The 13,120-nt window shown below is 66.6% G+C and carries 10 protein-coding genes; 2 read left to right on the top strand and 8 right to left on the bottom strand.

The window, feature by feature from the left end; all coding sequences use genetic code 11:
- Nucleotides 1-160 precede the first annotated feature (160 nt).
- Both K6142_RS12335 and K6142_RS12330 read right to left on the bottom strand, forming a co-directional pair.
- Complete coding sequence (locus K6142_RS12335; RefSeq protein ID WP_012612022.1) at nt 161-1,525, bottom strand: sodium-dependent transporter; 1,365 nt, start codon at nt 1,523-1,525, stop codon at nt 161-163.
- Between the two features lie 315 nt (nt 1,526-1,840).
- Nucleotides 1,841-2,947 carry a tRNA(5-methylaminomethyl-2-thiouridylate) methyltransferase gene (locus K6142_RS12330; protein WP_190245509.1) on the bottom strand — a complete coding sequence of 369 codons (1,107 nt, stop codon included), beginning with the start codon at nt 2,945-2,947 and terminating at the stop codon, nt 1,841-1,843.
- 327 nt (nt 2,948-3,274) lie between these two features.
- Here K6142_RS12330 and recA point away from each other — a divergent pair, with 327 nt between their 5' ends.
- Together recA and alaS are read left to right on the top strand one after the other, a co-directional pair.
- Nucleotides 3,275-4,348, top strand: coding sequence for a recombinase RecA (gene recA, locus K6142_RS12325; protein ID WP_167127348.1), 1,074 nt, complete (start codon nt 3,275-3,277; stop codon nt 4,346-4,348).
- Between the two features lie 104 nt (nt 4,349-4,452).
- Entirely contained in the window at nt 4,453-7,092 is a 2,640-nt protein-coding gene (alaS, locus tag K6142_RS12320) for an alanine--tRNA ligase (protein ID WP_190245508.1), read from the top strand.
- A gap of 389 nt (nt 7,093-7,481) precedes the next feature.
- Here the strand turns inward: alaS and K6142_RS12315 are convergent, their stop codons facing one another.
- The 6 genes from K6142_RS12315 to K6142_RS12290 all read right to left on the bottom strand — a co-directional run bounded on the left by K6142_RS12315 (nt 7,482) and on the right by K6142_RS12290 (nt 13,034).
- Nucleotides 7,482-8,867 carry a 2-phospho-L-lactate transferase CofD family protein gene (locus K6142_RS12315; RefSeq protein ID WP_190245507.1) on the bottom strand — a complete coding sequence of 462 codons (1,386 nt, stop codon included), beginning with the start codon at nt 8,865-8,867 and terminating at the stop codon, nt 7,482-7,484.
- Nucleotides 8,868-8,964: 97 nt separating this feature from the next.
- Nucleotides 8,965-9,246, bottom strand: coding sequence for a hypothetical protein (locus K6142_RS12310; RefSeq protein ID WP_190245506.1), 282 nt, complete (start codon nt 9,244-9,246; stop codon nt 8,965-8,967).
- Between the two features lie 174 nt (nt 9,247-9,420).
- Entirely contained in the window at nt 9,421-10,101 is a 681-nt protein-coding gene (phoU, locus tag K6142_RS12305; protein WP_012612028.1) for a phosphate signaling complex protein PhoU, read from the bottom strand.
- Nucleotides 10,102-10,431: 330 nt separating this feature from the next.
- Nucleotides 10,432-11,199 (bottom strand): phosphate ABC transporter ATP-binding protein PstB, encoded by a 768-nt coding sequence (gene pstB / locus K6142_RS12300; protein WP_035065552.1) that lies wholly within the window; start codon nt 11,197-11,199, stop codon nt 10,432-10,434.
- 244 nt (nt 11,200-11,443) lie between these two features.
- Nucleotides 11,444-12,136: a response regulator gene (locus K6142_RS12295; RefSeq protein ID WP_190245505.1), complete on the bottom strand. Its 693-nt coding sequence runs from the start codon at nt 12,134-12,136 to the stop codon at nt 11,444-11,446.
- A 292-nt stretch (nt 12,137-12,428) separates the two neighbouring features.
- The gene (locus K6142_RS12290; RefSeq protein ID WP_190245504.1) at nt 12,429-13,034 is read right to left on the bottom strand and encodes a 3'-5' exonuclease; all 606 of its coding nucleotides are present in this window, start codon (nt 13,032-13,034) and stop codon (nt 12,429-12,431) included.
- Nucleotides 13,035-13,120 lie beyond the last annotated feature (86 nt).

The raw sequence follows: 13,120 nt of genomic DNA, 5'->3' as shown, positions 1-13,120 counted from the left end.
TCACGCGGGTTCAGCGGCTTTCCGAAAACGCGCAGGACGTGCGGCAAGGGCAAGGAAAACCGTTTTTTTGCGACGGGAGTGTACTCGTCCCGTACTCGACCGGAGCAAAAAAACGGTTTGACGCCGCCATTGCCCGCGCACTGCGCGTTTTCGACGCGCGCTAGAAGACCTTGAGCCCCTTGAGAAGAACCAGCAAAACCAGCACCGGGCTCACCCAGCGCACCACGGTCAGGAACGCGGCGATGATGGGCCCGTTGAGCAGCTGCCCCCGGTTGGACAGTTCCGTCTTCACGTTGGCCGCGCCCCACACCCAGCCCGCGAACAGGCAGATGAAGATGCCGCCCACGGGCAGCAGCACGTTGGACGAGAGGAAGTCGTACAGGTCGAACACGGTCATGCCGAAGATCTTCACGTTGGCCATGGTGGACATGGACAGCGTGGCCGGCAGGCCGATGATGGCCAGCGTCACCGAGGTGAGGATGGTGGCGCGCTTGCGCGGCATGCCGAACGATTCGGCCAGCCAGGCCACGGGCACTTCCAGCAGCGAGAGCATGGCGCCGGTGGCGGCGATGGCGGTAAGGCAGAAGAAGATGACCATGAACACCTGGCCGCCCGGCAGCGAGGTGAACACGGCGGGGATGGTCATGAACAGCAGGCTGGGCCCGGCGCTGGGCTCGAAGCCGAAGTTGAACACGGCGGGGAACACCGCCATGCCCGCAAGGATGGAAATGGTCAGGTCGCACAGCATGACGCGGGTGGCCGTCAGCGGAATGTCCTGATCGTTGCGGAAGTAGCTGCCGTAGGTGGTCATGGTGCCCATGCCGATGGACAGCTTGAAGAAGGCCAGGCCCAGGGCCATCAGGATGACGCCGGGGGTGATCTTGCTGAAATCGGGGGTGAACAGGAAGGCCAGCCCTTCCGCCGCCTTGGGCAGGGTAAGGCTGCGCGCGCACACCGCCACCAGCAGCAGAAGCAGCACGGGCATCAGCACCTTGGTGGTGCGCTCGATGCCCTGCGCCACACCGGCGATGATGATGACGCTGATCAGCACCAGCACGCCCCACTGCCACAGCAACGACTGCACCGGGTCGCCCACCAGCGCCTCGAAGGCCTTGGCGGCCACGGCGGGGTCCGTGGTGGCGATTTCGCCGGACAGGGACTTGAATATGTAGGCGAACACCCACCCGGCCACGTCGGTGTAGAAGCCCATGATCAGGAACGCGGCCACCACGCCCGAAAAGCCCACCAGGTGCCAGGGCTGGCCCTTGGGGGCAAGCTGGCGGAAGGTGCCCACGGCGTTGGCCCGGGCGCGGCGACCGAGCATGATTTCGGATATCATCACCGGCAGGCCGACCAGCAGGGTGGCAAGCACGTACACCAGCAGGAACGACGCGCCGCCGTTCTGCCCGGTGAGGGCCGGGAACTTCCAGATGTTGCCGAGGCCCACGGCCGAGCCGAGGGTGGCCGCAAGCACGCCGAGGCGCGTTGCGAAGCCGTCGCGGGCGGTGGTGATCTGTTTCGCCATGTGCACTGTTTCCTTGAAATGTGGGCTCCGGGCAATCCGGGCATCCCTCATTAGACTCATCCCCCTTCTTTATCAAGATATTTATGTCGCCTCAGCCCTCCGCAACCACCCCGAAATCCGACAGTGGTGCGCAACAGTGCGAAATGGCAGACCATACCAAAAGAAAGCGGCACTCGCATACGCAAGCGCCGCCTGTGAAGGGTGCGATCTTGGTCGTACTTTCTGGTACCACGCAACTGACCAGCGTGGGGCTACGGGCCAGCCAGCCGGTCAGACAGACAGGCAGGACGAAGAACGTCCGGCCATGCCGCCTGCCTACTCCGACTGTCCGTCGGGGCCGTCGTCATTGCCTTCGGGCACGGGCAGCGCGCGAGCGCGGGCATCGGCGCGGATTTCCTCGCGCACGCCCTGCCAGTTCAGCTCGCCCCAGCCCAGCGGGGTGGTGCGTGCCGGGGTTACCGTCACCTCGGCCATGCCGTCCGGCCCGGCCACGCGCACCGTGACGGGCGTGCCTTCGCGCACCGCCTTCGGCGAAAACGAGGCCACGAAGGCGGCAGCGTCACGCACCACGTCCGCGTCCCAGGCCTTGCCGTCGAACTGCCGACCGATGGCCAGCGGACCGGGAAAGCCCGCCACCTTGAAGTGCAGGTCCGCCGGAAAGGCAAAGCGCACCAGGGCCTCGTTGTCGGCCTGGTGGCGGCCTATGGACAGCCAGTGCGGCCCGGCCCAGTACTGCCGCCCGATGTTGGCCAGCTTGAATTCCGCGGCGGTGGCATGCGGGGAATGGGCCAGCACCGGCCAGTAGCGGCGCGCGTTTTCGCGCTCGGCCAGCTTGCAGCCCCCGGCGGGGGTGGGAATTTCGGTCAGGGCGTACTTTTCGGCCAGGGCCATCTGTTCCTTGCGCCCGCGGCCGAAGATGGCGTGCAGGCGGCTGCGGTCCACCAGCCCCGATTCCTCGGCGGGGGTGGGGTCCAGCTTCTGGGCGCACAGGGGGCGCAGCAGCAGTTCCTTTACCCCGGCGTCGCGCCGGATGACGTTCAGGGTGTCGCGCCGCTGCGACATGGGGCGCTGCCCCAGCACCTCGCCGGTGATGATGAACGAGGCGCCGTAGCGCTCCATCATCTCCCGCGCGCGGGAAATCATGATGATCTTGCAGTCCACGCAGGGGTTCAGCACCTTGCCGAAGCCATGGGCCGGGCGTTCGCGCAGCAGCGCGGCAAAGTCCTCGCCCAAATCCACGGCGGCGATGTCCAGGCCGTAGATGGCCTCCCAGTGCTTCACCTTGCCGGGCTTGCCGAAAAACGGAGAGACGAAGTGCAGGCACTTGACCGCAAGCCCCTGCTCCTCAATGACCTTCACCGCCAGAATAGAATCGAGACCGCCGGACAACAGGGCCACGGCGTCATAGCGTTTGCGTTCCATGGGGGGTGACATACGGCGCGGGGGGATCGTTGGCAAGGGGCGCGGAATGCCCACCCGCTGCGGACGGGGGTTGTCGCCCCCCCGCCGGTTTCCTCCTGCCGCCTTCCCCCTGCCCTCGTCCGGTTCCAGCCTGGCACCGGCCTGCCCCTGCCTTGCCCCTGTCTGGCCCGGCCCATCCGGACCCGCGCACCCGGCGTTGCCCGCCGTCGCGCCTTCTGATATTCCCCGTGAAGCCCTCAGGCGCCCAGACTTGGCCGGACCTGCCGTCAGGCACCCGGACCCATCGGGGCGCCCCAAGCCCGCAATCATCCCACCCCGGAGACATACATGGCGAAGAAACCCGCGCTGACGCCGGAAGAGATGCGCCGCGAGGCCCTCTCGACGGCCCTCAGCACCATCGAGCGCAAGTACGGCCAGGGCTCGGTCATGAAATTGTCCGACACTGCCCACGTGAACATTCCGGTCATTCCCACCGGCTCCATCGGGCTGGACCTGGCCCTTGGGGTGGGCGGCATTCCGCGTGGCCGCGTGTCGGAAATCTACGGCCCGGAATCTTCGGGCAAGACCACGCTGGCCCTGCACATCATCGCCGAATGCCAGAAGCTGGGCGGCACCGCCGCCTTCATCGACGCCGAACACGCGCTGGACACCAACTATGCCCGCCGCCTTGGCGTGAAGACCGACGAACTGCTGATCTCGCAGCCCGACTTCGGCGAACAGGCCCTGGACATCGCCGACATGCTGGTGCGTTCCAGCGCCGTGGACATCGTGGTCATCGACTCGGTGGCCGCGCTGATTCCGCAGGCGGAACTGGAAGGCGTCATGGGCGAAATGCAGGTGGGCGGCCAGGCCCGCCTGATGTCGCACGCCCTGCGCAAGCTTACCGGCACCATCCACAAGTCGCGCACCGCCGTCATCTTCATCAACCAGATCCGCATGAAGATCGGCACCATGGGCTACGGCAACCCGGAAACCACCACCGGCGGCAACGCGCTGAAGTTCTACAGCTCGATCCGCATGGACATCCGCAAGATCCAGACCCTGAAGGACAAGGAAGAAGTCTACGGGTCGCGCACCCGGGTCAAGGTGGTGAAGAACAAGGTGGCCCCGCCCTTCCGCGAGGCGCTGTTCGACATCCTGTACGGCACGGGCATCTCCCGCACCGGCGAGCTCATCGACCTTGGTTCCGACGTTGGCATCATCGAAAAGAGCGGCTCGTGGTTCGCCTTCGGGTCCGAGCGCCTTGGCCAGGGCAAGGAAAACGTCCGCGCCCTGCTGGAGGAGAACGAGGCCCTGCGCCTGAACGTGGAAGCCAAGCTCATCGAGCACCTGGGCATGATGCCCACCAAGGTCGTGGACCCCGACGACAACGCCGGGGCCATGGACGACGACGAATTCTAGCCGCACCGTGCGCCGCGCCGCCGCCAGCCCCCGCCCTGCGGGCGCGGTGACGTGCGCGGCGCCGCGCGCCCGCGACGCCATACGATCCGCACAGGAGACACCCAGTGATAACCGCCAACGAAATCCGGCGCCGGTTCCTTGAATTCTTCCAGTCGCAGGGCCACGAGATCGTGCGCTCTTCTTCCCTCGTGCCCAAGGACGACCCCTCGCTGCTGTTCACCAACGCGGGGATGGTGCAGTTCAAGAAAATTTTCCTGGGGCAGGAAAAGCGCGGCTACGTGCGGGCCACCACCTCGCAGAAGTGCCTGCGCGTGGGCGGCAAGCACAACGACCTCGAAAACGTGGGCCGCACCGCGCGCCACCACACCTTTTTCGAAATGCTGGGCAACTTCTCGTTCGGCGACTATTTCAAGGAAGACGCCATCAAGTTCGCCTGGAAGTTCCTGACCGAAGACCTGAAACTGCCCAAGGAACGCCTGTACGCCACCGTGTTCCGCGACGACGACGAGGCGCGCGACCTGTGGCTGGCGCACACCGACGTCCCGGCGGAACGCATCTACCGCATGGGCGAAAAGGACAACTTCTGGTCCATGGGCGATACCGGCCCCTGCGGCCCGTGCTCGGAAATCCTCATCGACCAGGGCGAGCACATGACCTGCGGGCCCAACTGCGGCATCGGCAAGTGCGACTGCGACCGCTACCTGGAAATCTGGAACCTGGTGTTCATGCAGTACGACCAGGCCGCCGACGGCACCCGCACCGCGCTGCCCAAGCCCTCCATCGACACGGGCATGGGGCTGGAACGCATCGCCGCCGTGTGTCAGGGCGTGTACTCGAACTTCGACACCGACCTGTTCCAGGCCATCATCCAGTACACCTGCGGCATCGCCGGGGTGTCCTACCGCGCCAACGACGAGACGGACACCGCCCTGCGCGTCATCGCCGACCACAGCCGTTCCATGGCCTTCATGATCACCGACGGCATCCTGCCCTCCAACGAGGGGCGCGGCTACGTGCTGCGCCGCCTGATCCGCCGCGCCTACCGCTTCGGGCGGCTCATCGGGCAGACCGGCACCTTCCTGCACAAGACCGCCATGAAGGTGGTCGAGGTGATGGGCGACGACTACCCAGAACTGCGCGGCAACGCCGATTTCATGGCCCGCGTGGTGCGCGAGGAAGAAGAGCGTTTCAACCGCACCCTGGACAAGGGGCTGGCCCTGCTGGAAGAGGAGCTGGAAAGCCTGCGCGGCGCGGGCAGCACCCGCGTGGCGGGCGACGTGGCCTTCAAGCTGTACGACACCTACGGCTTCCCGCTGGACATCGTGAACGACATCGCGGAAAAGCGCGGCTTCACGGTGGACGAGGCAGGCTTCCGCACCCTGATGGCCGAACAGAAGGAACGCGCCAAGGCCGCCTGGAAGGGATCGGGCGAATCGGACATCGCCTCGCGCTTCCACGCCCTGCTCGAAGAAGGCCTGCGTTCGGAATTCATCGGCTACGACCACCTTTCGGGCGACAGCCGCGTGGTGGCCCTGCTGGATGCCACCGGCCTGCCCAGCGAAGGACTGCCCAAGGGCGCCAAGGGCTACCTTGTGGCCACCCGCACCCCGTTCTACGGCGCCTCGGGCGGCCAGACGGGCGACCTTGGCTCCATCACCTCGCCTTCCGGCAAGGCCCGTGTGCTGGACACCCTGAAGCCCTCGCCCGAACTCACCGTGCACCAAATCGAAACGGTGGACGGCGAAATCCTGCCCGACCAGGAAGTGCGCTTGCAGGTTGAAGAGGACGAGCGCGTGGCCTCGGCCCGCAACCACACCTGCACCCACCTGCTGCACGCCGCCCTGCGCCGCGTGCTGGGCGACCACGTCAAGCAGGCCGGGTCGCTGGTGGCCCCCGACCGCCTGCGCTTCGACTTCACCCACATCGCCGCCATGACGCCGGAAGAAATCGCCGCCGTGGAGCGCGAGGTGAACCGGGTGATCCTGGCCGACCTGCCGCTGGAAACCGACCACATGGCCTACGACGCCGCGCTGACCCGGGGGGCCATGGCCCTGTTCGGCGAAAAGTACGGCGACGAAGTGCGCGTGGTGGCCATTGCCGACGAATCGGTGGAACTGTGCGGCGGCACGCACCTGCGCTCCACCGGCCAGGCCGGGCTGTTCCTGATCCTGTCCGAAGGCGGCGTGGCCGCCGGGGTGCGCCGCATCGAGGCCATCACCGGCTGGAACGCCCTGCGCATGGTCATGGACCAGCGCGCCGAACTGGGCCAGGTGGCCGGGCTGCTGAAGGCCCGCTCCGGCGAGATCGTGCCCCGAGTGGAGGCCCTGCAGAAGGACGTGAAGAGCCTGCGCAAGGACCTGGAAAAGGCCAGCTCGCAGGCCACCTCGGGCCAAGGCCGCAACATCATGGACGAACTGGCCGAGATCAACGGCGTGAAGGTGCTGGCCGCCAAGGTGGAAGTGCCCAACGTGAAGGCCCTGCGCGACCTGATGGACGACGTGCGCTCCAAGCTGCCCTCGGGCATCGCCTGCCTGGCCGCCCCCGACGGCGACAAGGTGAGCCTGATCGTGGCCGTTTCCAAGGACCTGCACGACCGCTTCACCGCCCCGGCCCTCATCAAGGCCGTGGCCGCCGCCGTGGGCGGCTCCGGCGGCGGGCGGCCCGACATGGCCCAGGCCGGGGGCACCAACCCGGCGGGCATCGACGAGGCGTTCGATATCCTGCGCAAGACCATCGCGGGATAACTGCCCCCGACAGGACGAAAGACGACGCCCCCGCGTGCACTGCACGCGGGGGCGTTTCTGGTTTCCGCGATATGGTTCGCGGGGGAGGGAGGAAGGGACTTTTGAAAAAGTACCTTCCTCCCTCCCCCGAACCCCCTCCCTCCTTCCCCAAAACTTTTCATTTGGCGACATGCTGGCGGCTCGCAAGGCCCGGTTCGTCGGCCATCGCAAACGCCACCGTGCCCATGCCACCGTTAATCAGAAGAATTGGGCGCAAGGTGCAGAAGGAAAAACGAGAAACAAAGGAAGAACGAGGCGCAATGAGAGCGGAGGAAGGTTACGTCCGGCTCTGGCCCCCGCATGGGAAGGGCCTTCGTGGATGGCGGACGTCGTGCCCCCCGCCAACGGTATCACTGCGGGCGCGCCAGCCCCATCAGCAGGTCGGCCACCGCGTCGGCGTCGTGCCGCCCCGCCACCGTGACGGGTTGCGCCCCGCCGCCGGGCAGTGCGCGCACCACCGGCGCATCCAGCACATCCACCCCCTGCGCGCGCAGCCCTTCGTGGTCGATGCCGCCGGGGTACACCCCGTTGCGGCTATCCACCACCACCGTATTCAGCAGTCGGTCAGCGGGCACGTCAGCGCCCGCGTCACGCCGCAGCGCGGCCAGCAGGGCGGCGGCGCAATCGGCCACGGACAGGCCCAGCTGTTCCGGGTCCGTGCCACTGTTGGGCACGTACACCTTGGGGCACGGAGCCCCGGCCACGGCGCGCCCCACCCCTTCGGGCAAAAGATTGGCCAGCACGCTGGTGTAGAAACTGCCCATGGGAAAGCAGATCAGGTCCGCTTCCGCGATGTGCCGGGCGGCCACGCCGGATACGGGCACACGCGCCTCGGCGGGCGGTGCGGAATTTCCGCCCTCGGCACCGTGGCGTTCTTCACCCCCGGCCCCGTTCTGCCAGACCTGCCAGACCGGTCCGGTCGGTCCGTTGTGTCCGTTTGGCCCGCCGTCTCCGCCTTGGCCGTCACCATCGGGACGGGTGCGGGTCAGGAACAGGCGGCGCACCGGCGCGGTGATGCCGGGCGCGCCCTTGCCGGTGATGCGGTGCTGCCCCAGCAGCACGGTGCCGTCAGTCAGTTCCGCCGCCAGATGCAGGTCGTCGTCCACGATGGGGGCCACCGTGCCCCGCACCCGCAGCAGCCGCGTGAACAGATGCAGCACCGGCCCCAGCCCGCCGCCATGGCGCAGGTAGCCGCCCGCCAGCAGCAGGTTGCCCAGGCACGCGCCGTGCGGGTCGAAGCCGGGCGGCGCGAATTCCAGAAACCAGCGCAGGTGCAGGCGCAGCACGTCGGCCACCAGCGGGTCTATGCCGCGCCAGGCGGGGTCGCGCTCCGAGGCCAGCGCATACAGCCGCTGCATCAGGGTGTCGTACGCCCCGGCATCGGCCAGGCGCAGGTCGCACAGGGCCACCAGCGGCGGCGTGGCCACGGCGGGGTCGGCCAGGGCCAGCAGCCTGTTGCGCAGGTCGCCCACGGCGGGCATGCGGATGTAGCGCCGCAGCACCGCCGTGCTGCCGCCGGAATCGAAGGGGGTGACCAGATGCACGGAATTGTGCGTCCGGCCCGTCAGGGCATGGCTGAGCGACTTCAGCGCCGTGCCCCCGGTAAAGAAGACGATGCGCGGACCATGCGCGGCATCGTCGGCTGCCCCCCTTCCGGCAGCCGCATGCGCCGCCGGGCCGGAACCGGCGACCGGGTCGACCTTGCACACGCCGACGACCGGGTCGACCTTGCACACGCCGGCGACCTGGTCGACCTGACACGCACCGGCGACCAGGTCGACCTGACACGCACCGGCGACCAGGTCGCCGTGGCCCGCGGATGCCGCAGGACGGCTAATCGTCATCCCCGTCACTGTCATCGGCATCGCTGCCCACCTCGCCCGCGTCACCCACCTCGCCGGGCCGCTTGGGAAACTTCACCTTGACGCGGGCGCGCAGCTTGTCGCCGGTGCGCTTCAGCGAAATGCCGATGCTCTCGAAGCCGTCGATCTCTATGGAACGGCCTTCCAGGGTAATCACGCCATCGGCCATCTGCTCGCCTATGCGGCGCACAAGGCCGGGGGCTTCTTCCGGCGTTACGGAAAACTGCACGGTACGCTTGCCGTATTGGGTCATCGGGTCTCCGGGGCGGGTGCCGCAGGTGCGGGCCGCAAGGGTGTATGGGATGTGTCGCCCCCTTCCGGCAATCCGGCGGGCGACGGGGCAATAGCATACCGCAGCCGCCCGCGAATGCAAAGCGGGGCCGCCCTTGGGCAGCCCCGCCATGCCGATGCAAGGCAGTGCAGCGCGCTAGCCGCACGCGCCGCCGGAATTGATCTGGAAGTTGTGCTTGATGTTCAGCCCTTCGACGATGAACATCACCGTTTCACCCACGTTGGTGGACAGGTCGCCCACCCGCTCCAGACTGCGCGAGACAAGGATGGTGTGCACCGAACGCTCCACGGCGGGACTTTCGCGGCTCATGTAGTCCATCAATTCGCGCAGCACCTGCACGTCCAACTGGTTGCAGCGCTTGTCCAGCACGCGCAGTTCAAGGGCCAGCCCGGCGTCGCTTTCGCGGAAGGCCACCACCGCCTTGCGGAACATGGCCACGGCGTGGGTGCTCAGTTCGTTCAGGCTGGGCATTTCCGGCAACGGCGGGCGGGATGCCAGGAACATGGCCGCCTCGGCGATGTTCACGGCCTCGTCGCCCACCCGCTCCAGATGCATGCTGGCCCGCATGATGGCCACGATGATGCGCAGGTCCACGGCCATGGGCTGGTCCAGCGCCAGCAGCCGGAAGCTGAGTTCGTCGATCTCGCACTCTATGGTGTTGATGAGCTTGTCACCCGCGATGACCGAACGCGCGGCGTCGGCATCGCGGTGCTGCAAGGCGCGCACGGCGGTTTCGATGGCCGTCTGCGAATGCGCGGCCATTTCCAGCACCTTCAGGCGAAGTTTCTGCAATTGCTGGTGAAAATGCGTTTCCACAGAACTCTCCTGGGGGAGTTGTCAAAGCAGGATTTTCGTTCCGCGGCAAGAAGAACAAGCCTGACAGGAGGGAGTATGCCTCAGCCGTTGGCGAGTCTTCGAGCCTTATGGATGAGGACCGCAACGCGTTCTTGTTGTATTCGACCGAGCCTTAGCCGTTAGGTGAGCGCGTAGCGCGAGTCTTACGGATAAGGACAGCAAAGCTATGGCAGACGAAGTTCGACCGCTCTGCGCACGATGTCCGTAAGGCTCGCAAGCTCGCCAACGGACACGCTTCGCGCCCTTCGGGTCGGTCAGCCCCCGGACGAAAGGACAATTCGAGAACTCCCCCTACCCGAACCGGCCGGTGATATAGTCTTCGGTCTGCTTGTTGCGCGGCCGGGTGAACATCATTTCCGTCGCGCCCCACTCCACCAGTTTCCCCATGTAGAAGAAGGCCGTCAGGTCGGAGACGCGGGCCGCCTGCTGCATGCTGTGGGTCACGATGATGATGGTGTAGTCCTTCTTCAGGATGTGGATGAGTTCCTCGATCTTCTGGGTGGCGATGGGGTCCAGCGCGGAGGCGGGCTCGTCCATCAGCAGCACCTCGGGCTCCACGGCCAGGGCCCGCGCGATGCACAGGCGCTGCTGCTGGCCGCCAGAAAGACCCAGCCCGGATTCGTGCAGGCGGTCCTTCACCTCGTCCCACAGGGCGGCATGGCGCAGGCTCTGCTCCACCTTTTCGGCGATGTATTCCTTGTCGCGCACGCCGTTGACGCGCAGCCCGTAGGCCACGTTCTCGAAGATGGACTTGGGGAAGGGGTTGGGCTTCTGGAACACCATGCCCACGCGGCGGCGCAGTTCCACCACGTCCAGCCGGGCGTCGTGGATGTTCATGCCGTCGAGGCATATCTCGCCATCCACGCGCGATATGGGGATGAGGTCGTTCATGCGGTTCAGGCACCGCAAAAAGGTGCTCTTGCCGCAGCCCGAAGGCCCGATGAGCGCGGTAACCTGGTTGCGTTCGAATTCCAGGTTTATGTCGTGCAGCGCCTGAAAGTCGCCGTAGTAGAAATTCAGCGACGCCGCGTGCATCTTCACGTTCTTGCTGTCTGGCATGTCTCGTTCCCGGCGGCGCGTGGCGCGCCGCGCGTTGGGGGCATTGGGGCGTTTGGCTAAAGGGGGGCATGCCGCCGCAGGGGCCGATGTGCCCGTGCCGGGCCGCTTGCACGTGTTGGGGCGGTCTGCCCGTACCGGGCCGCTGTGCCCGCAGCGTGATGCGGCGGGCCATACTGCGGCGGTGCGTCACGGTCGCGCCATGCAGGCCGCCCTGCGGTTCATGGCCGTGGCCCGGAATCCGGGGCTACTGTTCCTTGAAGCGGTATCCCACGCCCCGGATGGTTTCGATCATGGCCGCGTAGCCGCCGATCTTCTGGCGCAGCCTGCGCACGTGGGTATCCACCGTGCGGGCGTACCCCTCGAACTCGTAGCCCCACACCGTGTTCAGCAACTGGTCGCGGGTGCGCACGCGGCCCCGGTTGCGCACCAGTTCCGCCAGCAGGCGAAATTCGGTGGCGGTCAGGGCGGCTTCCTCGCCGTCCACCTCCACCCGGTGCGCGTCGAGGTCCAGGGCCAGACCGTCGACCTGCCACTGCGAGCGCTGGGGGTTTTCGGCCACGCCCTGCGCGCGCTTGAGCACGGCACGGATGCGCAGCACCAGTTCGCGCGGGCTGAAGGGCTTGACCACGTAGTCGTCGGCGCCCAGTTCCAGCCCCACGATGCGGTCCACTTCCTCGCCGCGCGCGGTGAGCATGATTACCGGCACGTCTTCCGTTTCCGGCATGCGCTTCAGTTCGCGGCACACGTCAAGGCCGCTCATGCCGGGCAGCATCAGGTCCAGCAGAACCAGCGCGGGCTTTTGCCGCAGCGCGATCTCCAGACCTTCTCGCCCCGTGGTGGCCGTGCGCACCTCGAACCCGGCGGATTCGAAGGTGAAGGTCAGCAACTGCAGGATGTCCTCGTCGTCTTCCACCACCAGAATGCGCTCTTTCGTCATGTGGTACTCCTTGGCGCTTTCCTGCCCGAGAAGATGTGCGTTGCCGGTGACGGATGCGTGGTTGCACCGTTACAAGGATGTGACATTTTTCCCCGGCACTGCCAAGGCGACAGGAATTTCCGGGGCATGCCGCCATGGCGCAACCACCCATGCCGCACCTTGGTGACAACGGCGTGACAATGGCGGCGGAACGAAGAAGAGGCGAAAAAAACAAAACGCGCGCCGCCATGCCATGCATGGGGACGCGCGCAGGATGCGGCGGAGGAAAGCGGCCTGACAGCCTGATGGCGGGCTAGCGGTCGATGAGCCCCAGCCTGCGCATGCGCAGGTGAATCTCGCGGCTGACCCAGGCATCGGTGGCGGCGTACAGCACCTGCTGGGGGGCCAGTTCGCGGTTGCTCCAGTTGGAACACTGGGCGCCCTTGGAAATGCGCACTTCCAGAAAGTTGGCGGCAAGGTTGCGCAGACCGTGCGTCTCAAGGCCCAAGTCGCGCGCCACCTCGCCCAGGTCCACCACGCCCGCGTCGTTGAAGGCGAACAGCTTTTGCAAGTCGCGGATGTCGTCGCGCACGGCCACGCCGGTCTTGACGATGTCCGCGTCGGACAGCACGGCGGCCAGCGCATCGCCAAAGGGCAGCCAGTTGAGCTGGAACAGGTAGACCACGTCGCTGCATGCAAGCTGCACCAGCGACGGCAGGTTGACCTTGCCCTTGCGGAAGGTGGGGCGGGTTTCGGTGTCGAAGCCCAGCACGTCCTCGTCACGCAGACGGTCGACGGCATCAGCGAGTTCCTCCTCGCTGCGGACGATGCGGATTTCACCCGCATACCGCTCAAGGGGCAGCTCGTTGATCTCGTCCTTGCTGATCTTACGCCGATACCGTTCGGGAATCTTCTTCATCAGGTGGCACTCGTGAAGGCGCGGTCCACGGAGCCGGAGATGCGAGGGACCGGCGGCGCGGGGGGCTGAAAAGGCACGAAGCGCGC

Source organism: Nitratidesulfovibrio sp. SRB-5 (assembly GCF_019931275.1).
GTDB lineage: Bacteria > Desulfobacterota > Desulfovibrionia > Desulfovibrionales > Desulfovibrionaceae > Cupidesulfovibrio.
The sequence above is the reverse complement of the archived record's forward strand: the minus strand, read 5'-3'. Positions and strand labels throughout refer to the sequence as shown.